The organism is Citrobacter freundii ATCC 8090 = MTCC 1658 = NBRC 12681, from assembly GCF_011064845.1.
In the GTDB taxonomy this organism is placed as follows: Bacteria; Pseudomonadota; Gammaproteobacteria; order Enterobacterales; family Enterobacteriaceae; genus Citrobacter; species Citrobacter freundii.
This window is the reverse complement of the sequence record NZ_CP049015.1, coordinates 3,326,074-3,352,752: the sequence shown is the minus strand read 5'-3', so window position 1 is coordinate 3,352,752 and position 26,679 is coordinate 3,326,074. Positions and strand designations below refer to the sequence as shown.

The window sequence follows — 26,679 nt, the reverse complement described above, 5'->3', positions numbered from 1 at the left end:
GGCAATGGAGTTCGCTTTTTATATCTGTGGCCTGATAGCCATTCTCGCAACCTTGCGGGTGATCACCCACACCAATCCGGTACACGCACTGCTGTATCTGATTATTTCGCTGCTGGCGATTTCTGGGGTGTTCTTCTCGTTAGGCGCTTACTTCGCCGGTGCGCTGGAAATTATCGTCTACGCGGGCGCTATCATGGTGCTGTTCGTATTCGTGGTAATGATGCTCAACCTCGGTGGTTCTGAAATTGAACAGGAACGCCAGTGGCTGAAACCTCAGGTGTGGATTGGTCCGGCGATTCTGTCGGCCATCATGCTGGTGGTCATTGTTTACGCCATTCTGGGCGTAAACGATCAGGGCATCGACGGGACGCCAATTAGCGCGAAAGCAGTCGGTATTTCCCTGTTCGGACCGTATGTACTGGCGGTCGAACTGGCTTCGATGCTGCTGCTGGCGGGCCTGGTTGTGGCCTTCCACGTGGGGCGCGAAGAGCGTTCAGGTGAAGTGCTGAGCAATCGCACTGATGACCGCGCGAAAAGAAAAACGGAGGAGCACGCATGATCCCCTTACAACATGGACTGATCCTCGCTGCGATTTTATTCGTCCTGGGTTTGACCGGTCTGGTTATCCGCCGCAATCTGCTGTTTATGCTGATCGGACTGGAAATCATGATTAACGCCTCCGCGCTGGCCTTTGTGGTCGCCGGAAGCTACTGGGGCCAGACCGATGGTCAGGTGATGTACATTCTCGCTATCAGCCTTGCGGCTGCGGAAGCGAGCATTGGACTTGCGCTGTTGCTGCAACTTCATCGCCGCCGCCAGAACCTGAACATCGATTCAGTAAGTGAGATGCGTGGATGAACATGCTTGCCTTAACCATTATTCTGCCATTTATTGGCTTTGTATTACTGGCGTTTTCTCGTGGTCGTTGGTCAGAAAATCTGTCCGCTACCGTGGGTATCGGGTCGATTGGTCTGGCCGCGCTGGTGACTGCGTTTGTTGGCGTTGATTTCTTTGCCAATGGCCAGCAGGCTTACAGCCAGCCGCTGTGGACCTGGATGTCAGTCGGCGACTTCAACATCGGTTTTAACCTGGTGCTGGACGGCCTGTCGCTGACCATGCTCTCCGTGGTGACCGGCGTCGGTTTCCTGATCCACATGTTCGCCTCCTGGTATATGCGCGGAGAAGAGGGCTATTCTCGTTTCTTCGCCTACACCAACCTGTTTATCGCCAGCATGGTGGTTCTGGTGCTGGCGGATAACCTGCTGCTGATGTACCTCGGCTGGGAAGGTGTGGGCCTGTGCTCCTATCTGCTGATTGGTTTCTACTATACCGATCCGAAGAATGGCGCTGCGGCAATGAAAGCCTTTGTGGTAACCCGTGTTGGTGACGTATTCCTGGCGTTCGCGCTGTTCATCCTCTACAACGAGCTGGGCACGCTGAACTTCCGCGAAATGGTGGAACTGGCGCCTGCGCACTTTGCAGATGGTAACAACATGCTGATGTGGGCAACCCTGATGCTGCTGGGCGGTGCGGTCGGTAAATCTGCGCAGTTGCCGTTGCAAACATGGCTTGCTGATGCGATGGCCGGCCCGACGCCTGTCTCTGCGCTTATCCACGCTGCGACGATGGTTACCGCCGGTGTCTACCTGATTGCACGTACGCACGGCCTGTTCCTGATGACCCCAGAAATCCTGCACCTGGTGGGGATTATCGGTGCCATCACTCTGGTGCTGGCGGGTTTTGCTGCGCTGGTACAGACCGACATCAAACGCGTTCTTGCGTACTCCACCATGAGCCAGATTGGTTATATGTTCCTGGCTCTCGGTGTACAGGCGTGGGATGCGGCGATTTTCCACCTGATGACGCACGCCTTCTTTAAAGCGCTGCTGTTCCTGGCATCCGGCTCGGTTATCCTGGCTTGCCACCACGAACAGAACATCTTCAAGATGGGCGGACTGCGTAAGTCAATTCCGCTGGTGTATCTCTGCTTCCTGATCGGTGGCGCGGCGCTGTCGGCTCTGCCGCTGATTACCGCTGGCTTCTTCAGTAAGGATGAGATTCTGGCCGGTGCAATGGCGAATGGTCATATTAATCTGATGGTTGCAGGTCTGGTCGGTGCGTTCATGACCTCTCTGTACACCTTCCGTATGATTTTCATCGTGTTCCACGGTAAAGAACAAATTCACGCTCATGCAGGGAAGGGGATTACCCATCATCTGCCGCTGATTGTGCTGATGATCCTGTCCACCTTCGTTGGCGCGCTGATTGTGCCGCCGCTGCAGGGTGTACTGCCTGCGACGACCGAGCTTGAGCATGGTCGCGTCATGACGCTGGAAATTACCTCCGGTATCGTAGCGATTGCGGGCATCCTGATTGCAGCATGGCTGTGGCTGGGTAAACGCCAGCTTGTGACATCGATTGCCAACAGTGCGCCGGGCCGCCTGCTGGGTACCTGGTGGTATAACGCCTGGGGCTTCGACTGGCTGTATGACAAAGTGTTCGTCAAGCCGTTCCTGGGTGTTGCCTGGTTGCTGAAACGCGATCCGCTCAACTCAATGATGAACATTCCGGCGATCCTTTCCCGCTTTGCAGGTAAAGGCCTGTTGTTGAGCGAGAACGGTTATCTGCGCTGGTATGTCGCATCAATGAGCATCGGCGCCGTCGTTGTGCTGGCACTGTTGATGGTACTGCGTTGAGTTTGAGGATTGTGGGGTTGATGTCGGATGGCGCTCGCGCTTATCCGACCTACGGGAATCTGTAGGCCCGGTAAGCGTTCGCGCCGCCGGGCAAAAAAAGCCGCAATCCGAAGTGAATTTTCTGTTTGAGAATTCGTTGAAAATCAGGTCCTGATGGGACTTTAACAAGGAATAAAGATCGCCATGTTACTACCCTGGCTAATATTAATTCCCTTTATTGGTGGCTTCCTGTGCTGGCAGACCGAACGCTTTGGCGTGAAGGTGCCGCGCTGGATCGCGCTGATTACCATGGGATTGACGCTGGCGCTTGGCCTGCAACTGTGGTTGCAGGGCGGCTATTCACTGACGCAATCCGCTGGCATTCCGCAGTGGCAGTCTGAGTTTGTCCTGCCGTGGATCCCACGTTTTGGCATCTCTATTCATCTGGCTATCGACGGTCTGTCGCTGCTGATGGTAGTGCTGACCGGTCTGCTCGGTGTTCTGGCGGTACTTTGCTCCTGGAATGAAATCGAAAAATACCAGGGCTTCTTCCATCTGAACCTGATGTGGATCTTAGGCGGCGTGATCGGCGTGTTCCTTGCCATCGACATGTTCCTGTTCTTCTTCTTCTGGGAAATGATGCTGGTGCCGATGTACTTCCTGATCGCGTTGTGGGGGCATAAAGCCTCTGACGGTAAAACGCGTATCACGGCGGCGACCAAGTTCTTCATTTATACCCAGGCGAGTGGTCTGGTGATGTTGATTGCCATCCTGGCGCTGGTGTTTGTGCACTATAAAGCGACCGGTGTGTGGACCTTCAACTATGAAGAGTTGCTGAATACCCCGATGTCCCACGGTGTGGAATATCTGCTGATGCTGGGCTTCTTCATCGCCTTCGCGGTGAAAATGCCGGTGGTTCCGCTGCACGGCTGGTTGCCGGATGCACACTCCCAGGCGCCGACGGCAGGTTCCGTTGACCTGGCGGGGATCTTGCTGAAAACCGCGGCTTATGGTCTGCTGCGCTTCTCTCTGCCGCTGTTCCCGAACGCGTCGGCGGAGTTTGCACCTATCGCAATGTGGCTGGGCGTTATCGGTATCTTCTACGGCGCGTGGATGGCCTTTAATCAGTACGATATCAAACGCCTGATCGCTTACACCTCCGTATCGCACATGGGCTTCGTACTGATTGCTATCTACACCGGCAGCCAGCTGGCGTACCAGGGTGCTGTTATCCAGATGATTGCGCACGGTCTGTCCGCAGCCGGTCTGTTCATTCTGTGTGGTCAGCTGTACGAACGTCTGCACACGCGTGATATGCGTATGATGGGCGGCCTGTGGGGCAAAATGAAATGGTTGCCTGCGCTGTCGATGTTCTTCGCCGTGTGTACGCTGGGTATGCCGGGTACAGGTAACTTCGTTGGCGAATTTATGATTCTGTTCGGCAGCTACCAGGTAGTTCCGGTCATTACCGTGATCTCGACCTTTGGTCTGGTGTTTGCCTCTGTTTACTCGCTGGCGATGTTGCATCGCGCTTACTTCGGTAAAGCGAAGAGCCAGATTGCCAGTGTTGAACTGCCAGGGATGTCGCTGCGTGAGCTGTTTATCATCCTGTTGCTGGTCGTGCTTCTGGTACTGCTTGGCTTCTATCCGCAGCCGATTCTGGATACCTCGCATTCTGCGATGAGCAACATCCAGCAGTGGTTTGTTAATTCCGTTACTACTACAAGGCCGTAAATCGCCATGACAATAACTCCACAACACCTGATTGCGCTGCTACCGCTGCTGATCGTCGGCTTGACGGTGGTGGTTGTGATGCTCTCCATTGCGTGGCGACGCAATCACTTCCTCAATGCCACGTTATCGGTCATTGGGCTTAACGCCGCGCTGGTTTCGCTCTGGTTTGTTGGCCAGGCGGGCGCCATGGACGTCACCCCGCTGATGCGGGTTGACGGTTTCGCCATGCTCTACACCGGACTGGTGCTGCTGGCGAGTCTTGCCACCTGTACCTTTGCTTACCCGTGGCTGGAAGGCTACGACGACAACCGGGAAGAGTTCTACCTGTTGGTGCTGATTGCCGCACTCGGCGGTATTCTGCTGGCTAACGCTAACCATCTGGCGGCGCTGTTCCTTGGTATTGAGCTGATCTCTCTGCCGCTGTTTGGTCTGGTTGGCTATGCGTTCCGTCAGAAACGTTCGCTGGAAGCCAGTATCAAATACACCATTCTGTCTGCCGCAGCGTCTTCCTTCCTGCTGTTCGGTATGGCGCTGGTGTACGCGCAGTCTGGCAATCTGTCGTTTGTTGCGCTCGGTAAGAGCCTCGGCGACGGCATGCTGCACGAACCGCTGCTGCTGGCGGGCTTCGGTCTGATGATTGTTGGCCTCGGCTTTAAACTTTCGCTGGTTCCGTTCCACCTGTGGACGCCAGACGTTTACCAGGGCGCTCCGGCTCCGGTTTCCACCTTCCTGGCGACGGCGAGCAAAATCGCTATCTTCGGCGTGGTGATGCGTCTGTTCCTGTACGCACCGGTAGGGGATAGCGAAGCGGTACGTATTGTACTGGGCGTGATTGCCTTTGCTTCCATCATCTTCGGTAACCTGATGGCGCTGAGCCAGACCAATATTAAACGTCTGCTCGGTTACTCTTCTATCTCTCATCTCGGCTACCTGCTGGTGGCGCTGATTGCTCTGCAGAGCGGCGAGATGTCGATGGAAGCGGTTGGCGTTTACCTGGCCGGTTACCTGTTCAGCAGCCTCGGCGCGTTCGGTGTGGTCAGCCTGATGTCCAGCCCGTACCGTGGCCCGGATGCGGACTCTCTGTTCTCCTACCGTGGTCTGTTCTGGCATCGTCCGATCCTCGCGGCAGTGATGACGGTAATGATGCTGTCTCTGGCCGGTATCCCGATGACGCTGGGCTTTATCGGTAAGTTCTACGTACTGGCAGTCGGTGTGCAGGCTAACCTGTGGTGGCTGGTTGCCGCTGTGGTGGTCGGTTCGGCGATTGGTTTGTACTACTACCTGCGTGTTGCCGTGAGCCTGTACCTGAGCGCACCGCAACAGCTGAACCGCGATGCGCCATCCAACTGGCAGTACAGCGCGGGCGGTATCGTGGTGCTGATTTCTGCCCTGCTGGTACTGGTGCTGGGTATTTACCCGCAACCGCTGATCAGCATTGTGCAGTTAGCGACTCCGCTGATGTAAGGCTACATGCAGTAACGAAAAAACCCGCCTCGGCGGGTTTTTTTATGCGTGAAATACGGTCAGTTCAATAGCTGACGGCTCACCAGCGGACCGCTGATGCCTTTTGCTGTGCGATCCATCACTTCCTGGATCACTGAAGAAAGCTCATTGACTTCGAATTTGGCCACGTAGCCATCCGCTTTTACTCGGCGAACATGATCTTCGTTCGCACTACCGGAAAGCGAAGAGTGGATAACGACCGGGATCTTCTTCAGGCGTTCGTCGGTTTTTATTTTGCGGGTAAGCGTAAAACCGTCCATCTCCGGCATTTCGAGATCGGTGAGTACCAGGGCGATCTTCTCGCTAATAGGCTTGCCCTCCGCCAGTGCTTCTGCGGAAAGCTGCTGTATTTTTTCCCACGCATCCTGGCCCGTTACATGCATCAGATGCGGGATTTCCATGGCGTTAAGCCCTTTTTCCAGCATTGCGCGGGCCACCTTTGAATCATCTGCCACAATCGCCACCGCACCCGGCGTGATGTTGAATTTATTGGTTTTCAGATCGGTTGCGCGCAGGTCGTGGTTCGCCGGTACTATGTCATACAAGATCTGCTCAACGTCGAGCACCAGCGCCAGGTTGTTGGTCTCTTTGTTGTCGTCCAGGCAAGCGATACTGGTGATATAGCGACCATTGACGGCTTTCTCGGCGGTATGCACCTGTTGCCAGTCCAGGCGCATAATGTTTTCCACTGACTCCACCGCAAATGCCTGGACGCTGCGGGCATATTCTGTGATCAACAGGATGTTGAGTCCGGTCTCTGGTTTACAGCCCGCGACGGCGGGCAGGTCAATCACCGGGATCACCTGATCGCGAATATTAACCATACCCAGCAGCGGGGCCTTCATACCAGCCGGACGCGTAAAGGTCGGCATCGGCACGATTTCACGCAGCTTGAATACGTTGATGCCAAATAGCTCTGATTTCTGCTCCTCAACAGATTTGCCGAGGCGAAATAGCAGCAGTTCAAAACGGTTAGACAGGGTTAGGTTTGTCCTGTCATCAATATCTTTCTGGAAATTGTTCATCCTGTCCTCAGTGTGAAAGCCAGCCTTTCCACTGTTATCGGCACTGAGGCGGAAAAATAAAGCGTTAAACGCTGAAAATGGCGAAATCGTGTGCCAGTTCCGTGTCTGGAAAAATCGCTTTGCACTCTTCAAGCAAACGCTGACAGCCTTTTTCATCATAGCGTGAGCTAACGTGGGTCATGATCAGGCGTCCCACTCCGGCATCCAGCGCCAGCTGTGCGGCTTGTCGGGTTGAGCTGTGCCCGCGACTGTTCGCTTTCTCCTCCATTGAGGCATCCAGCGTGGTTTCGTGTACCATGACATCTACACCTCGAGCCAGTTCAATGGCGGACGCGCAGGGTCCTGTGTCACCGAAAATAGCGACTGATTTTCCCCTGGTGGCCGGGGAGAGGAAGTCGGCGCCGTGGATCGTACGTCCATCCTCCAGCACGATAGTTTTCCCGGCTTTCAAATCCTGAAACCACGGGCCCGCTTTAACACCTGCCGCCTTCAGGGCGTTAGCGTCAAGCGCACCGGGTTTGTCATGCTCTTGAATGCGAAAACCGTAGCACTCCAGCGGATGCGCCAGCGGGTACGCCGTGACTTTACGCAGGCCGTCATCGACAATCTCACCTGCGGTGATTTCCACAATTTCCATCGGATAATCGGTCCAGGAGCCGCTCAGACGTAATGCGGTTTCGGTAAACTCTCGCAACCCTTTTGGCCCGTAAAGCGTCAGAGGCTGGACATTGCCGGCCATTGAGCGACTGCACAGTAGTCCCGGTAAACCAAACAGGTGATCGCCGTGCAGATGGCTGATAAAAATACGATCGAGTTTTCCTGGATTGAAAGGGGTGGTCAGCATCTGATGCTGCGTCCCTTCACCGCAATCAAAAAGCCACAGCCCCGCCTGAGTCGGGTGTTGCAGATTCAGTAAAATTGCCGTTACATTGCGTGAGCGAGTGGGGACTCCCGCTGACGTGCCTAAAAATAGTAATTCCATCTTCGCGTTACACTTTTCGCCATCAATAAGGCAGGGTGTTCAGGTTATCACAACATAGGGGCAGACAATGATTCACTGGCAAGATCTCCACCATGCAAAGCTGAGTACCCAACAACTGTACGCACTACTTCAGTTGCGATGCGCGGTGTTTGTAGTTGAGCAACAGTGTCCGTACCAGGATGTGGATGGCGATGACCTGGTTGGAGAGAATCGCCATATTCTGGGCTGGCATAACGATGAGCTGGTGGCGTATGCGAGGATTCTGAAAAGCGATGACGAGCTGGAGCCGGTGGTGATTGGTCGGGTGATTGTAAGCGAAGTGCTGCGTGGTGAAAAACTGGGGCAACAGCTGATGGCCCAGACGCTGGCATCCTGCGCGCAACACTGGCCACACAAGGCGTTATATCTGGGCGCGCAGGCGCATCTGCAATCGTTCTATGCGCGCTTTGGCTTTGTTCCGGTAACGGATATCTATGACGAAGACGGTATTCCACACGTCGGAATGGCGCGGGAAGCACATCAGGCGTAAACAGGCACAAACAGTCCAGGTTGTCTATAGTTAGCGGGTACGTCAATTGAAAGGGAGAATATAATGTCTTTTCATTCTTATGAATCACGTATCGATGATGATCTGGAATTATTGAGTGAAACGCTGGAAGAGGTGCTGCGTTCTTCTGGCGACCCAGCAGATCAAAAATACCTTGAGTTAAAAGCGCGGGCAGAACGGGCGTTAGAAGAGGTGAGAAATCGCGTCAGCCATGCTTCTGACAGCTACTATTACCGTGCGAAAAAAGCTGTTTGTCGGGCGGATGATTATGTGCACGAAAAACCCTGGCGCGGGATTGGCGTTGGCGCCACAGTCGGTTTAGTGATGGGATTATTGTTAGCACGGCGATAAATTCCGTTCTGTCATCGCATTTGTACGTACTCCCTAACTGGGGGTACTGCTTTTTCTGCTCAGTACCCCGTATAATGTGAGGTTTTTAACAGGGAGAGGTCCGCGTGCATTCAATCACTACTGCGCTGGAAAGTCTGATGCGTCATTTATCGCAAGAGATGCCAGCAGCACCTGGAATTCGTATTTACGATATACCTTTCCCACTGAATGATGCGTTTGACGCTTTAGGATGGCTGGCCAGTCAACCCGTCTGGCCCCAATTTTACTGGCAGCAGCGTAACGGCGACGAAGAGGCCGCCGTATTAGGGGCCGTCGCCGCATTTTCCTCGCTGGAATCGGCCCAGCAATTTTTACACCAGCATGATAATCATCCCGACCTGCGCATCTGGGGCCTGAATGCCTTTGAGCCACAGCGTGGCAATTTGCTGCTGCCGCGGCTGGAGTGGCGACGTTGCGCCGGAGTGGCGAGCTTACGCTTACATCTCTACAGCGACGTATCGTTACGTGACGACGCCGCGCAGGCGGTGGCGTTTATCTCATCGCTCGCCAATGTTAAGCCGCTACCCGCGTTGCGTCTCAGTTTGACGGGAGAACAGAACTGGCCAGATAAAGCGGGCTGGACAAATCTGATAAAACTCGCCACCCAAACGATCGCAGGAGAAGACCTCGATAAGGTCGTGCTGGCGCGGGCGACCGATTTACAGTTTTCTCAGCCGGTTAATGCCGCGGCCGTGATGGCATCCAGCCGTCGCTTAAACCTGAACTGCTACCATTTCTTTATGGCATTCTCTGCCGACTCCGCTTTTCTTGGCTCTTCCCCTGAGCGTCTGTATCGGCGGCGAGACACGGCGCTGCGCACCGAGGCGCTGGCCGGAACCGTTGCTAACCACCCTGAGGATCATCGCGCCTGGCAGTTGGGTGAATGGCTAATGAAAGATGATAAAAACCAGCGTGAGAATATGCTGGTGGTTGAAGATATTTGCCAGCGCCTGCAAGGCTGTACGCAAACTCTCGACGTGCTGCCGCCACAGGTGCTCAGGCTGCGTAAAGTGCAGCACCTGCGCCGTTGCATCTGGACGGAACTGAATCAGGCCGACGATACGCTTTGCCTGATGCAACTCCAGCCCACGGCGGCTGTCGCCGGTATTCCGCGAGAGCTGGCGCGTGAATTCATCCAACAAAATGAACCCTTTGAACGTGAGTGGTATGCCGGTTCTGCGGGTTATCTTTCACGGCGCCAAAGTGAGTTTTGCGTGTCACTACGTTCGGCGAAAATTAGCGCAAACGTGGTGCGCCTGTATGCCGGGGCAGGGATCGTACGTGGTTCAGATCCTGAGCAGGAATGGCAAGAAATAGACAACAAAGCGGCGGGTTTACGTACTTTATTACAGATGGAAGCCTAATGAGTCACACATTACCGACTCATATCAAAAATCCATTTATTCGATTCTTTATACTGTGTCGCAATATTGATACCGGACAATCTCATGTCAGTAAGCGCATTTAACCGACGCTGGGCGGCGGTCATTCTGGAAGCACTCACTCGCCACGGCGTCAGGCATGTCTGCATTGCCCCTGGCTCTCGTTCTACACCGTTGACGCTGGCGGCAGCGGAAAACCCCGCATTCATCCATCACACCCATTTTGACGAGCGTGGTCTTGGGCATCTGGCCTTAGGTCTGGCAAAAGTTAGCCGTCAGCCTGTCGCCGTGATTGTGACGTCCGGTACCGCGGTGGCGAATTTATATCCCGCGTTGATTGAAGCGGGCCTGACCGGTGAAAAACTAATTTTACTTACGGCAGACCGACCGCCAGAGCTTATCGACTGTGGTGCGAACCAGGCGATTCGTCAGGCCGGAATGTTTGCCTCGCATCCATCGCAAACGCTCTCTTTACCGCGTCCCACTCAGGACATTCCGGCAAGCTGGCTGGTGTCCACTATTGATAATGCGTTAGCAACCCTGCATAGCGGGGCGGTTCATATCAATTGCCCGTTTGCGGAACCGCTGTATGGCGATATGGACGAAACGGGGATTGCCTGGCAGCAGCGCCTCGGCGACTGGTGGCAGGACGATAAACCCTGGCTGCGAGAAGCGCGTCGGCTGGAAAGCGACAAACAGCGCGACTGGTTTTTCTGGCGACAAAAACGCGGCGTAGTCATTGCGGGCCGCATGAGCGCTGAAGAAGGTAAGAAAGTTGCGCAGTGGGCGCAGACGTTAGGCTGGCCGCTGATTGGTGATGTTCTGTCGCAAACCGGACAACCGCTGCCGTGCGCCGACCTGTGGCTGGGAAATGCGAAAGCGGTAGCTGAGTTACAGCAGGCGCAGATTGTGGTGCAGCTTGGCAGCAGCCTGACCGGAAAACGACTCCTGCAATGGCAGGCCAGTTGCGATCCGCAGGAATACTGGATTGTCGATAATATCGAAGGCCGCCTCGATCCGGCTCACCATCGTGGCCGCAGGCTGGTGGCGAAAGTTGGCGACTGGCTGGAGCTGCATCCGGCGGAGAAACGTCAGCCCTGGTACGTGGAAATCCCTCGCCTGGCACAACTGGCCTGGCAGGCGGTAGAAGCCCGTCGTGAGGCGTTCGGTGAAGCGCAATTAGCCCACCGTATTCACGAATACTTGCCGGAGCAGGGGCAGCTGTTCGTGGGTAACAGTCTGGTGGTACGCCTGATTGATGCGCTGTCGCAGCTTCCGGCTGGTTACCCGGTCTATAGCAACCGTGGCGCGAGCGGTATTGACGGTCTGCTGTCAACGGCAGCAGGTGTACAGCGTGCCAGCGCGAAATCGACGCTGGCGATTGTTGGCGATTTATCTGCATTGTATGACCTGAATGCGCTGGCGTTATTGCGCCAGGTTTCTGCACCGTTTGTCCTGATAGTGGTCAACAATAACGGCGGACAGATTTTTTCTCTGCTGCCGACGCCAGCCAGCGAACGCGAACGGTTCTATCTGATGCCGCAGAACGTACATTTCGAGCATGCTGCCGCCATGTTTAACCTTAAATACGAGCGCCCGGAAAACTGGGAGCAGCTGGAGAGCGCGTTGACTAACGCCTGGCGTACTCCTGCGGCCACGGTGATTGAGCTGGTGGTGAATGAAACTGACGGGGCGCAAACCTTGCAGCAACTGCTGGCGAAGGTAAGTCATCTATGATCCTGCATGCGCAGGCGAAAGAGGGCCAGACGGGATTTCCCTGGCTGGTTTTCCTGCACGGTTTCTCTGGCGATTGTCGGGAATGGCAGACGGTCGGCGAAGCGTTTCAGGATTATTCGCGGCTATACATCGATCTGCCGGGACACGGTGGCTCTGCTGACATCAGCGTGAGCGGATTCGATGACGTAAACGTTTTGCTGCGTAACACTCTGCTTAGTTACAACATACACAACTACTGGCTGGTGGGATACTCTCTTGGTGGCAGAGTCGCGATGATGGCGGCCTGTCAGGAGATGCCTGGGCTTTGTGGTCTGGTGGTTGAAGGTGGACATCCAGGCTTGCAAGGCGAAGAGGCGCGCGTTCAGCGTCGTCTCTCGGATGGCCGCTGGGCTGCGCGTTTTCGCGCAGAGCCGCTACGTGAGGTGTTTAATGACTGGTATCAACAGCCCGTTTTTTCCTCGCTGAACACGGCACAAAGAGAGGCGCTGGTCGCTCTGCGTAGCCAGAATAATGGGCAAACGCTGGCGGCAATGCTGGAGGCCACCTCGCTTGCCGTACAACCTGATTTACTTGCGCAACTCACGACGCGCACATTTCCGTTTTATTATTTATGTGGTGAACGTGACGATAAATTCCGCGCTCTGGCGGCGGAAATATCAGTACCAAACCATGTGATTCGTAATGCCGGACACAACGCGCATCGGGACAACCCCGCGGGTGTAGTGGACTGTCTGGCTCAGATTCTGCGTCGCTGACTATAGGACATTTTATGATCTATCCTGATGAAACAATGCTTTACGCACCGGTAGAATGGCACGATTGCTCTGAAGGCTATACCGACATTCTTTACGAGAAATCCACCGACGGTATCGCAAAAATCACCATTAATCGTCCGCAGGTACGCAATGCCTTCCGTCCGGTCACCGTGAAAGAGATGATCCAGGCGCTGGCGGATGCTCGCTATGATGACAACATCGGCGTAATTATTCTGACCGGTGCGGGCGATAAAGCGTTCTGTGCAGGCGGCGATCAGAAGGTACGTGGCGACTACGGCGGATACCAGGATGACTCCGGTGTGCATCACCTGAACGTACTGGACTTCCAGCGTCAGATTCGTACCTGTCCGAAACCGGTAGTAGCGATGGTTGCAGGTTTCTCCATTGGCGGCGGACATGTGCTGCACATGATGTGTGACCTGACCATTGCGGCTGAAAACGCCATCTTCGGTCAGACCGGTCCGAAAGTCGGTTCCTTCGACGGCGGTTGGGGCGCTTCCTATATGGCGCGTATCGTCGGTCAGAAAAAGGCGCGTGAAATCTGGTTCCTGTGCCGTCAGTACGATGCGAAACAGGCGCTGGATATGGGGCTGGTCAACACCGTGGTTCCGCTGGCGGATCTGGAAAAAGAGACAGTACGCTGGTGTCGCGAAATGCTGCAAAACAGCCCAATGGCGCTGCGCTGCCTGAAAGCTGCACTGAACGCCGACTGTGATGGTCAGGCAGGTCTGCAGGAGCTGGCAGGTAACGCCACTATGCTGTTCTACATGACGGAAGAAGGTCAGGAAGGCCGTAACGCCTTTAACCAGAAACGTCAGCCTGATTTCAGCAAATTCAAACGGAATCCGTAATGCGTAGCGCGCAGGTATACCGCTGGCAGATCCCCATGGACGCGGGGGTGATTCTGCGCGACAGGCGGTTAAAAACGCGTGACGGGTTATACGTATGTCTTCGTGACGGTGAGCGTGAAGGGTGGGGAGAAATCTCCCCGCTGCCGGGCTTCAGTCAGGAAAGCTGGGAAGAAGCGCAAACCGAGTTGCTGGCTTGGGTGAAAGGCTGGCTGCAAGGGGATGCCTCCTTACCGCAACTGCCTTCAGTCGCCTTTGGCGTAAGCTGTGCGCTGGCCGAACTGGCTGGCGTATTGCCACAGGACGCAGACTATCGTGCTGCACCGCTGTGTACGGGCGATCCTGACGATCTGGTACTGCAACTGGCGGACATGCCGGGCGAAAAAGTGGCGAAGATTAAGGTCGGTCTGTATGAAGCGGTTCGCGACGGCATGGTAGCCAATCTGTTACTTGAGGCGATCCCGGAGCTGCATTTGCGACTTGACGCCAACCGGGCCTGGACGCCGTTGAAAGCTCAGCAGTTCGCGAAATACGTTAATCCGGAGTATCGCGGACGCATTGCCTTCCTCGAAGAACCGTGCAAAACCCGTGATGATTCTCGTGCCTTCGCGCGTGAAACCGGCATTGCCATCGCCTGGGATGAAAGTCTGCGTGAAGCGGATTTCACCTTCGAAGCCGAAGAGGGCGTCAAGGCTGTGGTTATCAAACCTACGCTGACCGGCAGTCTCGATAAAGTCCGTGAACAGGTGGCAGCGGCGCATGCGCTTGGTCTTACTGCCGTTATCAGTTCGTCAATCGAGTCGAGTCTGGGCTTAACCCAGCTGGCGCGAATTGCCGCCTGGTTGACGCCGCAAACCATCCCGGGTCTGGATACCCTGAGCCTGATGCAGTGCCAGCAGGTACGCACCTGGCCCGGTAGCGCGTTGCCGTGTATCGACGTTGATGCGCTGGAACGTCTGCTATGACCCAGCAGGAAAGGCCCGATAGCGTGAGCTTATCGGGCCTGATACAACCCAGTGACTGGCCGTGGCGTCACTGGCGACAGGTTCGTGCGAAGGCGCCAGCCTTACGCCTCAACGATGAGGCATTAAGCTGGAGCGAGCTCTGCGCGCGCATCGACCATCTGGCCAGCGGTTTTGCCGCTCAGGGCGTGGAAGAAGGCGATGGCGTCCTGCTTCGCGCCTGGAATCATCCGCGCGCTTTGCTGGCCTGGCTCGCGCTGCTGCAGTGTGGGGCGCGGGTTTTACCTGTGAACCCACAGTTGCCTCAGTCGCTGCTTGATGCGCTGGTCCCGGACTTAACGCTACGTTTTGCGCTGGATCTGGAGGCTGCTATCGCACTCCCGGAACTCAGTCCGTTACAGATGAAGTCGTTGCCAGGCGATCACGCCGCTGCATGGTTGCCCGAGCGTTTGAGCACGATGACGTTAACCTCAGGTTCTACCGGATTACCAAAGGCGGCGGTGCATACATGTCAGGCGCATCTGGCAAGCGCGCAGGGCGTACTGTCATTAATGCCGTTTGGTGCTGAGGATGACTGGCTGCTCTCACTGCCGCTGTTTCATGTTTCCGGGCAGGGCATTTTGTGGCGATGGTTGTTCGCCGGGGCGCGAATGACCGTGCGCGACAAACAGCCGCTGGATCAAATGCTGGCTGGATGCACTCACGCTTCACTGGTGCCCACGCAACTGTGGCGCTTACTTGTTAATAACACGCCAGTCACGCTAAAAGCGGTGCTGTTGGGCGGTGCGGCAATTCCTGTTGAGTTGACGGAACAGGCGCGTGAACAGGGGATTCGTTGCTGGTGCGGTTACGGATTGACGGAGTTTGCTTCTACGGTTTGTGCGAAAGAGGCAGATGGCCTGGCGGATGTGGGCTCTGCTTTACCGGGGCGGGAAGTCAGGATCGTTAATGACGAAGTTTGGCTACGAGCCGCCAGCATGGCGCAAGGTTACTGGCGTAACGGACAGCTTATGCCTTTAGTGAACGCGGAAGGCTGGTTTGCAACCCGCGATCGCGGCGTGTTGAAGGACGGCAAGTTAACCATTGTCGGTCGTATGGACAATCTGTTCTTTAGCGGCGGGGAAGGCATACAGCCGGAAGAGGTGGAACGCGTGATTGCCGCACATCCACATGTTCTGCAGGCCTTTATTGTGCCGATAGAAGACAAAGAATTTGGCCATCGCCCGGTGGCGGTCGTTGAGTATGACGCTAATGCTGGAGAAACTAATCTGGCAGAGTGGGTAAAAGATAAGCTGGCACGCTTTCAGCAACCGGTATGTTGGTTGACATTGCCACCCGAGCTTAAAGCCGGAGGGATAAAAATCTCGCGTCGTGCGTTGTCGGATTGGGTAAGTGCTTCATCATTAACATTAAGAAAGCATTAATTACATTTCTCATTTTTGTCATTCCGCAGCTATTGTCCTTTTGTTTATCTGCTGAAGTGTAACCTATTGTGAAATTTTTTAACAAAAGGTGCGCTATGGAATGGCATGTGAAGAAGTCTTGCTGTCACAAGAAAGCAGAGAGGCTCTATATCGTACTTTGCGATAGTGGTGGTTCGCTTAAGATGCTCGCTGAGGCGCAATCTTTCGAGCGGGTTAAACCTGGCGATCTTCTTTCACCGCTGAAAGATGCGCAGTATTGTGTTAATCGCGATGTATCCCGCGTGATTAAAATAATCGATGCCAGACAGTACATATGTGACGAATGGGAGCGCCTGTTACGACTGTCGGCAGATAAATGAGCTCAGCGCCGGTGCTTGTCTGCAGGCAGAAAAATCGTCATTAAACCCGCCATGATGCACAGTACCCCAACCAGCGCCTTTACTGAAAATGTTCCCTGCCAGCCGGGCAGAATCATTGATGCAACCCAAACCAGCACATAGCTCAGGCTGAGCAGGGCATAAGCTTTGCTCAGCGCGAGCTGGTGCAGGGCTTTATGCCAGCAAATAACCGACAGCAAATAGCCTGCCAGCCCGGCAGATAAAGCAAACGCTCCAATACTGAGAGAGAATACGGCGGAGATGAACTCCAGCGGCTGCATCATTGGCGGCAGATTATCCATTGCGAAGCCGAGGCTCAACTGGGCTGCGGAGGTGATAATAACGCTACATAATCCCCAAAAGATGCCCATTACACTGCGCTCCCAAGAATAAAGATGCCGGTAATGATCAGCCCAACCCCCAGCCAGTGGCGTGTAGTGACGGGTTCGCGCCAGATTTTCCACGCGGCCAGCGTCACCCATACAAAGTTAAGACTCAGCATGGGGTAGGCGATGCCGACAGGAATGTTCTGCAGTACCGCCAGCCATAGCAGCATGGCCAGACCGAGGCTTGTCAGAGCAAGCCCAATCCATTGCGTGACGTGGCGTTTTCGCGCACGAACGGACACCGGTCGGGTCGCCTGCTTCTGGCATAGCTGGCCGCAGACGCTGAGCAGGCTGGCGAGAACTAAGGCTATCCAGATCATTTTGGCCGATACTGAATCAGGACCAGTCGCCCCTGATTATCAATGTAATCAGCGGGAGGGAGAGCGAGATGATTAATATCTTCATCCTTATCAATCGTGAGCACGAGCGTAATAGTTCCTTGCTGACGATGTTGCGCTAACCAGTCGGCAAAGTCTTCCCGACTAACAAAGCGCCCCTGAGCATCCGGGTAGTTGAGGCCATATTTTAACTCTCCCGTTTGGCCGTACATCATGATGTCGTCACGCTTCAGGCTCCAGGCCAGCCCTGCGGCAACGCCAACGTTGTCGGTGAGAATGTAACGGCTCGACTCCAGCGACTCTTTAGTCATCTCGACAAAAAACTGCGGCTGTTTAGACTCCATCACCCGGTCAGGGACTGAGAAACCAAACAACAGCGCGAGTCCCAGCGGACACAGCGCGGCGAATTTCCAGTTCTTCTCGCGGTTATTTAGCGTATACCAGCCGAACAGTGCCCAGGTGATAAAAATACCCCACGCGCAAAACACCTTATACGTTTCGATATGCGACCAGACCGGCGTCTTTAACGGACCCAATGTGGAAACAATAAATGTGGCGACAATGCCGGTCACGCCGAACAGCACGTTGATCCAGCCATTCACGCGCAGTGCGGCGGAGCCTTTTTCCGCGGCCTGCAGGCCGAAACGCGCCGTTAATATCGCCAGCGGGGCGAAGCAAGAAAGAATATAGGTCGGCAGTTTTCCTTTGGCGATGCTGAAAAACAGGATTGGCATGACAATCCAGCTTAACAGGTACAGTGCGCTGCGCGGAACATCCCGCTCACGCCAGCCCGTACGCAGCGCGCCAGGAAGCAGCCCGAGCCATGGTAATGCGCCAGCCACGAATACCGGAATGTAGTACCAGATGGGAGCCTTGTGTTGGGCATCATCCTGTGCGAAGCGTTGAATATGTTCAACCCAGAAGAAGTAATGCCAGAAATCCGGCTCACGCTGGGCAATCGCTATTCCCCACGGCAGCACAATCACGACGCAGCCGATAACCGCCAGCAGACCGTAGAGTATGAGATCTTTCCAGCGCTTTTGCGCGAAAACCCACGGCAGTACGCTGAGCACAGGAACGGCAAGCGCCAGGAAGCCCTTGGTCATCACGCCCATGCCGCAGGTTAACCCTAACAGCAAAAAAGCGATGATTTTACGCGTTCTGGTGGTGGCCTGCATGCCTTCCCAAAAGCAGCACATGCCCGCCATCAGCCAAAGCGCAATTATGGGATCAAGTACCGCGTAGGTGCCGATGCTGTAAACCGAGAAAAACGTTAAAAAGATAGCAGAAGAGAGTACGGCGGTACGCTTATCCTGCCATAACCGCATGGCAAGCCAGGCTACCAGTAGCGCCGTCAGCAAGGTGGCAAATATAGCCCCTGCTCTGACGCCAAAATTATTAGCGCCAAATAACCATTGCCCGATGCTGTTTAACCAGTATCCGGCAATCGGTTTTTCAAAGTAACGAAGCCCTAAAAAGTGCGGCACGATCCAGTCGCCGGACGTCAGCATTTCCCGACTGATTTCGGCATAGCGTGTTTCATCAGGCTGCCAGAGCAGGCGACTGTTGATGGGGAGAATAAAATACAGCGCAATAAACGCGATACAGGCCAGAGTGTAGCGGGCAGCAGGTTTCATTGTGTCGCACTCACCGGTTGTTGGCAGCCGAGCCATCCCTCTCTGCCCGGTATTTTTCCCCGCACGATCTGCCCTGTTGGCAGGGTGCTGATATCGTCTGGTAACAGCTCGCCAAGCGGGCAAAATGTCATCCCCATGTCCGCGGCGCGAGTAAGCAGCTCGTCAAAATTCTGATGAAAGGCGATGCCTTCAACTTCCGCATGAATGGTGTACACCGGTGTTCCTCTGCTCATCTGGATGTGGGAGAGAATATAAGCGTTGAAGTCCACCGCCTGGACCTCCTGACCAACCACTTCATCCCATGTTGGTAACGTGACGGGAATTTGCGGCGTACCTGTTTTCCCGGACGCCAGTACAGGGCGAAATAGCGACGTTCCCCGACAGTCGCTGTTATAGCGTAAATGGAACGTTTCTTTTGCCTCGACGACGCGGTTGTCGGCACGCCATCCGGCAACCGCAGAACAGGTAACCGGTTGTCCGATGATGGCTTCAAGGGCGGTAATGCCTCGTGAAATATCATCAATCAGCTGTTTATCATTCCAGTTTCCGCTTCGCGCTTGCCAGGCATGGTGATCCCAGGCATGCAAACCGGTTTCATGAATCAGGGCGGTTTGCGCAATGATCGCCGCATTGGCCTGCCCAATCTCTTTTCCCGGCCACGCGGTTCCCGCGAGCAATATATCCCATCCGTAGAGCGATGCTGCGTTTGAACGCAGCATCTTCCACAGAAATTGTGGCTTCACAAGACGCCAGAGATGGCGCCCCATGTTGTCAGGTCCAACGCTAAAGAAAAAACTTGCCCGAACGTTATGCCGGTTCAATGTCTCCAACAGGCGGGGCACACCTTCGCGCGTCCCCCGGAAAGTATCGACATCAATGCGCAAGCCTACTTTGGTCATGATGTGTGTTCCGTGATATCCACACTGCGTAAGAAGAAGTCCAGCGTCTCTTCTACCGTTTCCTGCATCTCAATGGTGGGCTCCCAGTTCAGGCAGCGTTTTGCATTACGAATGTTGGGCTTACGATGCTCAACGTCCTGATAACCTTTACCATAGTAGCTACTACTTTCGACGTCACGGAAACCGGCAAACGGCGGGAAGTGGTTGCGTAATGGGTGTTTTTCAAAGCAGGTAAGCAGCATTTCTGCCAGTTCCTGAATACTGGCCTCATTCTCCGGGTTACCGATGTTGATAATTTCGCCATCGCAGCGTCCGCCTTCGTTTTCAATGATGCGGTACAGGGCTTCGATACCATCGCGAATATCAGTAAAGCAGCGTTTTTGCTTACCGCCTTCAATCAGCTTAATCGGTGAACCTTCCACCAGATTGAGGATCAGTTGGGTAATGGCGCGTGAGCTGCCGATACGCGCGGCGTTAAGGCTGTCCAGACGCGGTCCCATCCAGTTAAACGGACGGAACAGGGTGAAGCGCAATCCCTCTTTTTCGCCGTATGCCCAGATTACGCGGTCCAGCAACTGCTTGGAAACGGAGTAGATCCAGCGTGGTTTATTGACCGGACCGACGATCAGGTTCGAGCTGTCTTCATCAAAAACTTTGTCGGTACACATGCCGTAGACTTCGGAGGTTGACGGGAAAATGATGCGCTTACGGTATTTCACGCAGTAGCGAATGATTTTCAGGTTCTCTTCAAAATCGAGCTCAAACACGCGCAGCGGGTTGCGGGTATATTCGATTGGCGTGGCGATCGCTACCAGCGGCAGCACGACGTCGCATTTTTTCACATGATATTCAATCCATTCGGAGTGAATGCTGATATCGCCTTCGACGAAATGGAATCGTGGATGCTGCAGAAAACGACTAATGGCGTCGCTGCCAATGTCGAGTCCATACACTTCGTAATTGTCTTCTTGCAACAGGCGTTCGGTCAGATGGTTACCAATGAAGCCATTGACGCCAAGGATCAGCACGCGAGTACGGCGTTTAGCGGTAGTAACTGACTGGCTGTTCAGGCGAGAACCTGGTACCAGGCCCAGAACCTGCGCCAGCTGTGACCCCTGCATGGCAATACCATCGCCAGCTTGCCCGGTAATAATCTCCAGTGCGCCATCAGCGCATGCGATCAGCAAAGGAGAAACGGAGATGACGGTTCCTGGCCGGGCTGCGCGGTCATTTTTGCAAACACGTGACGACCAGACGGTGAATTTTTGCGTACCAACATAGCTAAATGCGCCCGGCCATGGATCGCTGACGGCGCGTACCTGGTTATGCAACTCTGCGGCTGGTTTGTTCCAGTCGAGGAAGCTATCTTCCGGCGTACGGCGACCAAAACAGGTCGCCTCTGCTTCCTGTTGGGGGTGTTCTGCATAATCTCCCGTTTTAATCGCGGGCAGCGCCTCTTCCAGTAACTGACGCGCTGCCTGGCACAATTTATGGTGCAGCGTTAACGCCACATCATCGGGCGAAATAGCAACCCGCTGCTGGGCAACAATGGCACCGGCATCCGCGCGTTTGACCATCCGGTGAAGCGTGACGCCGGTTTCGGTTTCACCATTGACCAGTACCCAGTTCAGCGGCGCGCGGCCACGGTATTTCGGCAGCAGCGAGCCGTGCAGATTAAATGCACCCTTAGGGGCAAGGCTGAGGATCTCATCACTCAGTAAATGGCGATAGTAGAACGAGAAGATAACATCAGGTGCCAGTTGGCTAATGCGCTCAATCCACAGGGGATGATTAACCTCGTCCGGGGCGTAAACCGGAATACCGGCGCTGGCCGCGAGGCGAGAAACAGATCCAAAGAACGCTTTTTCACCCGGATTGTCGGTGTGCGTAAAAATTGCAGCGATTTCATAACCTGCATCCAACAAGGCCTGGACACCCTGACATCCCATATCGTGATAGGCAAATACGACGGCTTTCATGCGCGGTTTTCCTCGGTTGACTGCGTGGTTTGTGGGCGGATAACGTGTTGAACAAAATAGCGGGGGCGGGCGCGGACATCGTTATAGATGCGACCGATATATTCGCCGAGTAAACCCATGCCAATAAACTGTGCGCCGATAAAGGTAAACAGGACGGCAAACAGCATGAATACCCCTTCCGCGGCCCACTGTGGGCCGAGCGTCAGGCGCAGAACAACAAGCAAGACTGATAAGGTAAAGCCCGTGGCGGCGATCACGCTGCCCAACAGACTCAGCATGCGAAGCGGTGTTGTGGTAAGGCAAGTCACCAGGTCATACATCAGGTTGATCAGACGCATGAAGCTGTATTTGGAGTCACCAAATTCGCGCTCTGCATGATGTACCGGGATCTCCGTAGCGCGACGGGCAAAAATGTTGGCCAGAATAGGGATAAAGGTGCTGCGCTCCTGGCAATGCAGCATGGCATCGACGATGTGACGGCGATAGGCGCGTAGCATGCAGCCGTAGTCGCCCATCGCTTTTCCGGTGGTGCGCTGAATCAGATGGTTGATCATGCGTGAGGCGGTCTTACGAAATACGCTGTCCTGACGATTCTGACGTACCGTTCCCACCACATCGAAGCCTTCATCTGCGGTGGCGACCAACCGAGGGATCTCCTCCGGCGGGTTCTGCAAATCGGCATCCAGTGTGATGATCAAGTCGCCAGTGACATGGCTGAAACCGGCCATAATCGCCGAGTGTTGTCCGTAATTGCGATTCAGCAAAATAGAAACAATATGGCTGTTTGGTGCCTGGGAGGCGTTCATCATCAACTGAGCGGAATTGTCACTGCTGCCGTCGTCGATTAGCAGAATTTCATAGTCTTTACCCAATTTCTCGCAGGCGGCGCTGGTGCGTCTGATTAACTCTGGCAGGCTTTCCTGTTCATTAAAAACGGGAATGACCACCGAGACTTTTTTGATTGGTGCTGCTTCAAACATGATTATTGTCCTGCAATCTCGCGAAGTGCCGTAATGACCCGCTGGGTATCCGCTTCGGTCATGTCTGGGAATAACGGCAGCGAGCAGATGCGCGCGCTGTTCCATTCAGTATTTGGGAGCGAAAGGGTAGTGAAGCGTTCGCGATAATATTTTTGCGTATGGGCTGCACGAAAATGCAGACCGGTGCCGATATCTTTAGTCTTCAGCGCTTCCATCAGGGCATCTCTGCTCAGCCCGCAGCGGGTTTCGTCAACACGAATGATGAATAAGTGCCAGGCATGAACGTGCGGCCACCGGGGCAGGTCCAGCGGTTGAAATGGCGTATCAGCCAGCGCCTGCTGATATTGCTGGGCAATTTGCGCCCGGCGTGAATTCAGTTGCTCCAGCTTATTCAGCTGTACCAACGCAATAGCGGCATTGATATCCGTCAGGTTGTATTTGTATCCTGGCGCAAGCACTTCGGCCTGCGGTGCCCGGCCATAGGTTTGTCGATCAAAAGCATCAACGCCCAGACCGTGAAACTTCAGGCTGCGAAGCCGCTGGGCAAGCTGGCTGTCGTCGGTAACGATCAGTCCACCTTCCGCACAGGTGACATTTTTAATGGCGTGAAACGAGAAGATTGCCGTACCGCGCGCACCGACATGACGGCCCTTATACAATGTCCCTACGGCATGGGCAGCATCTTCTATTACCGGGATGCCATAACGCTCGCCAATGGCATAAATCGCGTCAAGATCGGCGGGGGCGCCTGCGTAATGTACTGGAACAATGGCTTTGGTTCGAGGGGTAATAGCGGCTTCAATTTGCTCAGGTGTGACCATAAGCGTATCGCGGTCGACGTCGACCATGACTGGCGTCGCACCCAGCAAGACAATCATGTTGAGGGTGGAAACCCACGTCATTGACGGCGTAATGACCTCATCGCCTGCACCTATGCCCAACGCCATCAGTGTGATGTGCATACCCGCCGTGGCAGAGCAGACGGCGACGGCGTGTTGATTTCCTGTGAGCTGGCAGAAGGCTTCTTCCAACTGTTGGTTCTTCGGGCCAGTGGTTATCCATCCAGAGTCCAGCACCGCTTTTACAGCGGCAAGCTCTTCAGCACCCATTGCCGGGCGAGAGAAAGGCAAAAAGTCAGACATCATTATTCCTTCAAGCCATTTAACGCTACCGAAGTTTTATTTTTAGGACTAAACAGGGGCGTCGTTAATTATTTCATCAGGCTACAAAGGTTAATGGCCGAAGGTTAATTTATCCTTAAGGGTTTAAGGTTTGGGAGATAATAACAAAGACAGTGGGGAGTGGTTTATTTGTTTGAATATAAAGAGTTTTTAGTCATTATGGCGGTATTGTTCTCTGTTGCTGAATGCTGAGAGCAATACCGCTAATGTGATCATTGTTTATATTACGTTTAAACTCGGGGGACTTACAGTAACCCTTTCAAGGTTAACGTTTTACGTGTGGCGATATTTAAGTCGTAGGTGCCAAGATCTTCCGCTTTAACCCAAGCGAACGCCTGGAACTCTTCGTTAATGTTCACTTCACGATTAGCTGCCACACAATCGAAGATGAGATAAATCATATAAATCTCTTCCTGGCTGCCATCCGCGTACGTTTTAGTACGAATATCGTCACTGAAAGTCCATGGCGTAATTTCTGATAACACCAGCTGCTCGCCCAGCTCCTCTCTCACTTCCCGGCGCAAAGCTTCTTCGATGCGCTCACCCGGCTCAACGCCACCGCCAGACAGCGCCCACTGACCGGGAAACACACCGCGGTCGTCAGCCATTTTGCAGAGTAAATAGCAGCCATCGTTTTGAATTAATGGGCAAACAATTGTTCTTTGGCGCATAGGTCAAGTCCTTGCAGGGGCGGGTATTAAGAATTCCATCATCCACCTATCTTACCTTTTGCTGGCTGGAGAAAAAACGCTTCATCGACGATTAAGTCCGTACGGGCGAGGAAAAATTGATTGTTGTTGAAAATGGCGTTCAGGGATGCGAATGATAGATTACATACAAAAATTTAACCTTATCTAATCTCATTAAGTAGTATTTAGTTACAATATGGTCTTGCATCGCTTTTTTAGCTCATTGATTCCTCGTCATCTGACAGTACAATTCACCGGTTTTGGGGCTATGTTTTGATTCTTGCAGGAAAGGATAGAAAATGAAAAAAAGTTTACTGTTGGGTTTTGCCGGAATGCTGTTTGTTTCTGCTTCGGCAAACGCGATTAGCATCAACGGTCAGGCTGGCGAAGACTACACCAACCTTGGATTCGGTATGGGTACTGAGACCACCGGTCTGGCCGTCAGCGGCAACTGGATGCATAATGATGACGACGGCGATGTTGCTGGGCTGGGCCTGGGGCTGAATATCCCGCTGGGTCCACTGTTGGCGACCGTTGGTGGTAAAGGTGTTTATACCAATCCAAACGATGGCGATGAAGGTTATGCTGCGGCTGTCGGTGGTGGTTTACAGTGGCCGATCGGCGACAGCATTCGTCTGTTTGGTGAGTACTATTACTCTCCTGATTCGCTTTCCAGCGGTATCGACAGCTATGAAGAAGCAAATGCCGGTGCGCGTTTGACCATTATGCGTCCGCTGAGTATCGAAGCCGGTTATCGTTACCTGAACCTGGCAGGTAAAGATGGTAACCGTGATAACGCAATTGCTGATGGCCCGTACGTTGGGGTTAACGCCAGCTTCTAACATTTCTGGCGCGGCGTTCAGTCGCGCCTTCCCCCCTCCATGCGTTATAGTGTTTTCATCATAAAAGCAGGAGAACACGATGTTAAACGTGGAGATGCTATCCACCGGGGATGAAGTGTTGCACGGACAAATCGTCGACACCAATGCCGCCTGGCTGGCCGATTTTTTCTTTAATCAGGGTTTACCGCTAACACGCCGCAACACGGTAGGTGACAATCTTAACGATTTAGTCGCCGTTTTGCGTGAGCGTAGCGAACACGCCGATGTACTGATCGTTAATGGCGGTTTGGGGCCAACCAGCGATGATTTGAGCGCGCTGGCAGCGGCAACGGCAAAAGGAGAAGGGTTGGTGTTGCATGAAGCATGGCTCGCCGAGATGGAACGATATTTTCGCGATCGTGGCCGCGTGATGGCGCCAAGTAACCGCAAACAGGCTGAACTTCCCGCCAGCGCGGAGTTTATCAATAATCCGGTGGGTACCGCGTGCGGGTTCGCCCTGAAGCTTAACCGCTGCCTGATGTTCTTTACACCGGGTGTACCGTCAGAATTTAAAGTCATGGTTGAGCATGAGATCCTGCCGCGTTTGCGTGAGCGTTTCTCTTTGGCTCAGCCCCCGTTATGCCTGCGATTAACCACCTTTGGCCGTTCTGAAAGTGAGCTGGCACAAAGCCTGGATCCGCTGACTTTGCCACCGGGCGTAACAATGGGATATCGCTCCTCAATGCCGATTATTGAGCTGAAGCTGACCGGGCCGGATTCCCAACGTAAAGCGATGCTGGCGCTGTGGCCAGAAGTTAAGCGAGTTGCCGGACAGAATATGATTTTCGAAGGTACGGAAGGCTTGCCCGCACAAATTGCCCGCACGTTACAGGAACGGCAATACAGCCTGACGCTGAGCGAACAATTTACCGGTGGTCTGGTCGCGTTGCAGCTTTCTCGCGCTAATGCTCCGTTGTTGGCGAGTGAAGTGGTTCCGCCCCAGGAAGAAACGCTGGCGCAAACGGCGCATTGGGTAACAGAGCGACGTAGCAAACATTATGCCGGGCTGGCTTTGGCGATATCAGCTTTCGAAAACGAACATATTAACTTTGCGCTGGCCACCCCCAATGGGACATATGGTTTGCGCGTTCGGCTGAACGCTAATCGCTACAGCTTGTCGATTCGTCAGGAAGTGTGCGCAATGATGGCGCTAAATATGCTGCGCCGTTGGCTTAACGGACAGGATATTGCCAGTGAGCACGGCTGGATCGAAGTGGTGGAATCTTTGATGCTACCTGCCTGATTTATTCTCTCTCTACTTCTCGTAACGGGAAGGCATGCAGGCCTTCCCATTTTCAGTCCAACCTATTGTACTCCCTGTAAAAAAATCTGTGCATTAGTTCACAA

At 54.1% G+C, this 26,679-nt stretch carries 26 protein-coding genes; 16 read left to right on the top strand and 10 right to left on the bottom strand.

Annotation, left to right across the window (positions count from 1 at the left end; translation table 11 throughout):
* Positions 1–4 precede the first annotated feature (4 nt).
* The 5 genes from nuoJ to nuoN all read left to right on the top strand — a co-directional run bounded on the left by nuoJ (position 5) and on the right by nuoN (position 5,873).
* On the top strand, positions 5–559 hold the full coding sequence (nuoJ, locus tag G4551_RS16255; protein ID WP_003028059.1) for an NADH-quinone oxidoreductase subunit J: 555 nt from the start codon (positions 5–7) through the stop codon (positions 557–559).
* Positions 556–858: an NADH-quinone oxidoreductase subunit NuoK gene (gene nuoK, locus G4551_RS16250; RefSeq protein ID WP_000612644.1), complete on the top strand. Its 303-nt coding sequence runs from the start codon at positions 556–558 to the stop codon at positions 856–858. The genes nuoJ and nuoK overlap by 4 nt, the downstream gene beginning before the upstream one ends.
* A complete protein-coding gene (nuoL, locus tag G4551_RS16245) occupies positions 855–2,696 on the top strand; it encodes an NADH-quinone oxidoreductase subunit L (protein WP_003839362.1) in 1,842 nt (613 codons plus the stop codon). The genes nuoK and nuoL overlap by 4 nt, the downstream gene beginning before the upstream one ends.
* Positions 2,697–2,879: 183 nt before the next feature.
* On the top strand, positions 2,880–4,409 hold the full coding sequence (nuoM, locus tag G4551_RS16240; RefSeq protein ID WP_003027692.1) for an NADH-quinone oxidoreductase subunit M: 1,530 nt from the start codon (positions 2,880–2,882) through the stop codon (positions 4,407–4,409).
* Positions 4,410–4,415: 6 nt separating this feature from the next.
* Positions 4,416–5,873 carry an NADH-quinone oxidoreductase subunit NuoN gene (gene nuoN / locus G4551_RS16235; protein ID WP_003027689.1) on the top strand — a complete coding sequence of 486 codons (1,458 nt, stop codon included), beginning with the start codon at positions 4,416–4,418 and terminating at the stop codon, positions 5,871–5,873.
* Between the two features lie 59 nt (positions 5,874–5,932).
* Here the strand turns inward: nuoN and G4551_RS16230 are convergent, their stop codons facing one another.
* Entirely contained in the window at positions 5,933–6,937 is a 1,005-nt protein-coding gene (locus G4551_RS16230) for a chemotaxis protein (protein ID WP_003839364.1), read from the bottom strand.
* A 64-nt stretch (positions 6,938–7,001) separates the two neighbouring features.
* Positions 7,002–7,919 carry a ribonuclease BN gene (rbn, locus tag G4551_RS16225; protein ID WP_003839365.1) on the bottom strand — a complete coding sequence of 306 codons (918 nt, stop codon included), beginning with the start codon at positions 7,917–7,919 and terminating at the stop codon, positions 7,002–7,004.
* Positions 7,920–7,986: 67 nt separating this feature from the next.
* On the opposite strand from rbn, the gene G4551_RS16220 reads away from it, so the two are divergent.
* From G4551_RS16220 to pmrD, 9 genes are all read left to right on the top strand, one after another.
* A complete protein-coding gene (locus G4551_RS16220; protein WP_003839366.1) occupies positions 7,987–8,448 on the top strand; it encodes a GNAT family N-acetyltransferase in 462 nt (153 codons plus the stop codon).
* Between the two features lie 63 nt (positions 8,449–8,511).
* The gene (gene elaB, locus G4551_RS16215; protein ID WP_003027683.1) at positions 8,512–8,817 is read left to right on the top strand and encodes a stress response protein ElaB; all 306 of its coding nucleotides are present in this window, start codon (positions 8,512–8,514) and stop codon (positions 8,815–8,817) included.
* A gap of 104 nt (positions 8,818–8,921) precedes the next feature.
* Entirely contained in the window at positions 8,922–10,220 is a 1,299-nt protein-coding gene (gene menF / locus G4551_RS16210) for an isochorismate synthase MenF (protein ID WP_003027680.1), read from the top strand.
* Positions 10,221–10,304: 84 nt separating this feature from the next.
* The gene (gene menD / locus G4551_RS16205) at positions 10,305–11,975 is read left to right on the top strand and encodes a 2-succinyl-5-enolpyruvyl-6-hydroxy-3-cyclohexene-1-carboxylic-acid synthase (RefSeq protein WP_003839369.1); all 1,671 of its coding nucleotides are present in this window, start codon (positions 10,305–10,307) and stop codon (positions 11,973–11,975) included.
* Positions 11,972–12,730: a 2-succinyl-6-hydroxy-2,4-cyclohexadiene-1-carboxylate synthase gene (gene menH, locus G4551_RS16200; protein WP_003839371.1), complete on the top strand. Its 759-nt coding sequence runs from the start codon at positions 11,972–11,974 to the stop codon at positions 12,728–12,730. Before menD ends, menH begins: the two co-directional genes overlap by 4 nt.
* A 14-nt stretch (positions 12,731–12,744) precedes the next feature.
* Positions 12,745–13,602, top strand: a complete 858-nt coding sequence (gene menB, locus G4551_RS16195) for a 1,4-dihydroxy-2-naphthoyl-CoA synthase (protein ID WP_003027671.1) — start codon at positions 12,745–12,747, stop codon at positions 13,600–13,602.
* On the top strand, positions 13,602–14,564 hold the full coding sequence (gene menC / locus G4551_RS16190; protein ID WP_003027669.1) for an o-succinylbenzoate synthase: 963 nt from the start codon (positions 13,602–13,604) through the stop codon (positions 14,562–14,564). Before menB ends, menC begins: the two co-directional genes overlap by 1 nt.
* Positions 14,561–15,985 (top strand): o-succinylbenzoate--CoA ligase, encoded by a 1,425-nt coding sequence (gene menE / locus G4551_RS16185; RefSeq protein WP_003839375.1) that lies wholly within the window; start codon positions 14,561–14,563, stop codon positions 15,983–15,985. The genes menC and menE overlap by 4 nt, the downstream gene beginning before the upstream one ends.
* 95 nt (positions 15,986–16,080) lie before the next feature.
* Positions 16,081–16,344 (top strand): signal transduction protein PmrD, encoded by a 264-nt coding sequence (gene pmrD, locus G4551_RS16180; protein WP_003839377.1) that lies wholly within the window; start codon positions 16,081–16,083, stop codon positions 16,342–16,344.
* Between the two features lie 2 nt (positions 16,345–16,346).
* On the opposite strand, the gene arnF is transcribed toward pmrD, so the two are convergent.
* The 8 genes from arnF to nudI form a co-directional block, all read right to left on the bottom strand.
* Positions 16,347–16,733 (bottom strand): 4-amino-4-deoxy-L-arabinose-phosphoundecaprenol flippase subunit ArnF, encoded by a 387-nt coding sequence (gene arnF / locus G4551_RS16175; RefSeq protein WP_003839379.1) that lies wholly within the window; start codon positions 16,731–16,733, stop codon positions 16,347–16,349.
* Complete coding sequence (gene arnE / locus G4551_RS16170; protein WP_003839381.1) at positions 16,733–17,068, bottom strand: 4-amino-4-deoxy-L-arabinose-phosphoundecaprenol flippase subunit ArnE; 336 nt, start codon at positions 17,066–17,068, stop codon at positions 16,733–16,735. The genes arnF and arnE overlap by 1 nt, the downstream gene beginning before the upstream one ends.
* Entirely contained in the window at positions 17,065–18,723 is a 1,659-nt protein-coding gene (gene arnT, locus G4551_RS16165; RefSeq protein WP_003839383.1) for a lipid IV(A) 4-amino-4-deoxy-L-arabinosyltransferase, read from the bottom strand. The genes arnE and arnT overlap by 4 nt, the downstream gene beginning before the upstream one ends.
* Positions 18,720–19,622 (bottom strand): 4-deoxy-4-formamido-L-arabinose-phosphoundecaprenol deformylase, encoded by a 903-nt coding sequence (gene arnD, locus G4551_RS16160; RefSeq protein WP_003027653.1) that lies wholly within the window; start codon positions 19,620–19,622, stop codon positions 18,720–18,722. Before arnD ends, arnT begins: the two co-directional genes overlap by 4 nt.
* A complete protein-coding gene (gene arnA, locus G4551_RS16155; RefSeq protein WP_003839386.1) occupies positions 19,619–21,601 on the bottom strand; it encodes a bifunctional UDP-4-amino-4-deoxy-L-arabinose formyltransferase/UDP-glucuronic acid oxidase ArnA in 1,983 nt (660 codons plus the stop codon). Before arnA ends, arnD begins: the two co-directional genes overlap by 4 nt.
* The gene (gene arnC, locus G4551_RS16150; RefSeq protein WP_003027648.1) at positions 21,598–22,581 is read right to left on the bottom strand and encodes an undecaprenyl-phosphate 4-deoxy-4-formamido-L-arabinose transferase; all 984 of its coding nucleotides are present in this window, start codon (positions 22,579–22,581) and stop codon (positions 21,598–21,600) included. The genes arnA and arnC overlap by 4 nt, the downstream gene beginning before the upstream one ends.
* 2 nt (positions 22,582–22,583) lie before the next feature.
* Entirely contained in the window at positions 22,584–23,723 is a 1,140-nt protein-coding gene (gene arnB, locus G4551_RS16145) for a UDP-4-amino-4-deoxy-L-arabinose aminotransferase (RefSeq protein WP_003839389.1), read from the bottom strand.
* A gap of 284 nt (positions 23,724–24,007) precedes the next feature.
* On the bottom strand, positions 24,008–24,433 hold the full coding sequence (nudI, locus tag G4551_RS16140) for a nucleoside triphosphatase NudI (RefSeq protein ID WP_003027643.1): 426 nt from the start codon (positions 24,431–24,433) through the stop codon (positions 24,008–24,010).
* Between the two features lie 317 nt (positions 24,434–24,750).
* Between nudI and G4551_RS16135 the strand changes: the two genes are divergently transcribed.
* Both G4551_RS16135 and G4551_RS16130 read left to right on the top strand, forming a co-directional pair.
* On the top strand, positions 24,751–25,293 hold the full coding sequence (locus G4551_RS16135; RefSeq protein WP_003027640.1) for a YfaZ family protein: 543 nt from the start codon (positions 24,751–24,753) through the stop codon (positions 25,291–25,293).
* A gap of 79 nt (positions 25,294–25,372) precedes the next feature.
* On the top strand, positions 25,373–26,575 hold the full coding sequence (locus G4551_RS16130; protein ID WP_003839392.1) for a nicotinamide mononucleotide deamidase-related protein YfaY: 1,203 nt from the start codon (positions 25,373–25,375) through the stop codon (positions 26,573–26,575).
* Positions 26,576–26,679: the final 104 nt, after the last annotated feature.

Bases quoted from the DNA above. Each gene is read 5' to 3' on its own strand.
- nuoJ (WP_003028059.1), top strand. From the start codon at position 5: ATGGAGTTCGCTTTTTATATCTGTGGCCTGATAGCCATTCTCGCAACC.
- nuoK (WP_000612644.1), top strand. From the start codon at position 556: ATGATCCCCTTACAACATGGACTGATCCTCGCTGCGATTTTATTCGTC.
- nuoL (WP_003839362.1), top strand. From the start codon at position 855: ATGAACATGCTTGCCTTAACCATTATTCTGCCATTTATTGGCTTTGTA.
- nuoM (WP_003027692.1), top strand. From the start codon at position 2,880: ATGTTACTACCCTGGCTAATATTAATTCCCTTTATTGGTGGCTTCCTG.
- nuoN (WP_003027689.1), top strand. From the start codon at position 4,416: ATGACAATAACTCCACAACACCTGATTGCGCTGCTACCGCTGCTGATC.
- G4551_RS16230 (WP_003839364.1), bottom strand. From the start codon at position 6,937: ATGAACAATTTCCAGAAAGATATTGATGACAGGACAAACCTAACCCTG.
- rbn (WP_003839365.1), bottom strand. From the start codon at position 7,919: ATGGAATTACTATTTTTAGGCACGTCAGCGGGAGTCCCCACTCGCTCA.
- G4551_RS16220 (WP_003839366.1), top strand. From the start codon at position 7,987: ATGATTCACTGGCAAGATCTCCACCATGCAAAGCTGAGTACCCAACAA.
- elaB (WP_003027683.1), top strand. From the start codon at position 8,512: ATGTCTTTTCATTCTTATGAATCACGTATCGATGATGATCTGGAATTA.
- menD (WP_003839369.1), top strand. From the start codon at position 10,305: ATGTCAGTAAGCGCATTTAACCGACGCTGGGCGGCGGTCATTCTGGAA.
- menH (WP_003839371.1), top strand. From the start codon at position 11,972: ATGATCCTGCATGCGCAGGCGAAAGAGGGCCAGACGGGATTTCCCTGG.
- menB (WP_003027671.1), top strand. From the start codon at position 12,745: ATGATCTATCCTGATGAAACAATGCTTTACGCACCGGTAGAATGGCAC.
- menC (WP_003027669.1), top strand. From the start codon at position 13,602: ATGCGTAGCGCGCAGGTATACCGCTGGCAGATCCCCATGGACGCGGGG.
- menE (WP_003839375.1), top strand. From the start codon at position 14,561: ATGACCCAGCAGGAAAGGCCCGATAGCGTGAGCTTATCGGGCCTGATA.
- pmrD (WP_003839377.1), top strand. From the start codon at position 16,081: ATGGAATGGCATGTGAAGAAGTCTTGCTGTCACAAGAAAGCAGAGAGG.
- arnF (WP_003839379.1), bottom strand. From the start codon at position 16,733: ATGGGCATCTTTTGGGGATTATGTAGCGTTATTATCACCTCCGCAGCC.
- arnE (WP_003839381.1), bottom strand. From the start codon at position 17,068: ATGATCTGGATAGCCTTAGTTCTCGCCAGCCTGCTCAGCGTCTGCGGC.
- arnT (WP_003839383.1), bottom strand. From the start codon at position 18,723: ATGAAACCTGCTGCCCGCTACACTCTGGCCTGTATCGCGTTTATTGCG.
- arnD (WP_003027653.1), bottom strand. From the start codon at position 19,622: ATGACCAAAGTAGGCTTGCGCATTGATGTCGATACTTTCCGGGGGACG.
- arnA (WP_003839386.1), bottom strand. From the start codon at position 21,601: ATGAAAGCCGTCGTATTTGCCTATCACGATATGGGATGTCAGGGTGTC.
- arnC (WP_003027648.1), bottom strand. From the start codon at position 22,581: ATGTTTGAAGCAGCACCAATCAAAAAAGTCTCGGTGGTCATTCCCGTT.
- arnB (WP_003839389.1), bottom strand. From the start codon at position 23,723: ATGTCTGACTTTTTGCCTTTCTCTCGCCCGGCAATGGGTGCTGAAGAG.
- nudI (WP_003027643.1), bottom strand. From the start codon at position 24,433: ATGCGCCAAAGAACAATTGTTTGCCCATTAATTCAAAACGATGGCTGC.
- G4551_RS16135 (WP_003027640.1), top strand. From the start codon at position 24,751: ATGAAAAAAAGTTTACTGTTGGGTTTTGCCGGAATGCTGTTTGTTTCT.
- G4551_RS16130 (WP_003839392.1), top strand. From the start codon at position 25,373: ATGTTAAACGTGGAGATGCTATCCACCGGGGATGAAGTGTTGCACGGA.